Source organism: Robbsia andropogonis, assembly GCF_000970345.1.
GTDB lineage: Bacteria > Pseudomonadota > Gammaproteobacteria > Burkholderiales > Burkholderiaceae > Robbsia > Robbsia andropogonis.
Map to the genome: position 1 here is coordinate 1 of NZ_LAQU01000210.1, position 888 is coordinate 888.

General features: G+C 62.4%; 1 protein-coding gene. It reads right to left on the minus strand.

Annotation, left to right across the window (positions count from 1 at the left end):
• Nucleotides 1–193 precede the first annotated feature (193 nt).
• Nucleotides 194–811: a hypothetical protein gene (locus WM40_RS27185; protein WP_046154666.1), complete on the minus strand. Its 618-nt coding sequence runs from the start codon at nt 809–811 to the stop codon at nt 194–196.
• Nucleotides 812–888: the final 77 nt, after the last annotated feature.

An 888-nucleotide genomic window follows, 5' to 3' on the forward strand; every position in this document is an offset into this window, starting at 1 on the left:
AGTAAAAGCGACGATCCATGCGGATACCTTGGTGCTGTATAAATAACCAGTACTGAAGTGTACGCTATTCGCCAGCTTTCTTGGGTAACTGAAATGATGTCGTCTACGCCGACTTGCAATCCCACATGCGTGTGCCGTTGCGCTCAAAATACGCCCATCCGTCTTTGACGATCATTAACGCTTGAGGGAAGCCTTAACCGAATGCCATTGTCGGGCTTACACCCCCCGGCTTGCGCAATTCGACCATACGGCGGTCGCTCGCCTGCTTCGCCCGCTCGGCATCGGACGCGCCAGACGGTGTTGCGTCGCTGGCACTGCGTTCGACTTCCTGCCGGCGCGCCTGGTCGCTTTCACGCGCGGCGTGCGCCTGCGCATCGCGCGCTAGCCTCGCCGCGGCCTCCAGCTCGGCGCGTCGCACCGGCGGCGCAAGGTCCAGACGTTGCGCGGCGAGCTCGGCTGCCTGCGCGCGGTCCTGCGCGTCGCGTAGGCGCTGCTCGATGTCGGCATTACTCATAGTCGACCAGAACCCAATCGGGTCTGTCCTGTCACCGGACGGCGTCCGCTTCACGCGCTGCACCAGCTTGTAGCCCTGCCCCGGCCCGATGGCCCGGTGCTTGCGGTAGTGCGCAGCCTGCGCGATCACCTGTTCGGCCGTCCCGGTGAACAGCACTTCGCCGTCGACGGACAGTGAAAAAATCGGCACGTCGCCGTGATAGTCGATCAGCGTCAAGGTGCCCGTGACACCTTCCCCAAAATCGACCGACTTTGATTCGTTCATCGCCTGCGGAAAATCTGCGATCGTCAACGACATGCAACCACCCCTATGTGATGGTAGCGGCGTCGGCCGCGACTGCGGCCTTGCTCGGGTACATGAGGCCTGGCCGGGAT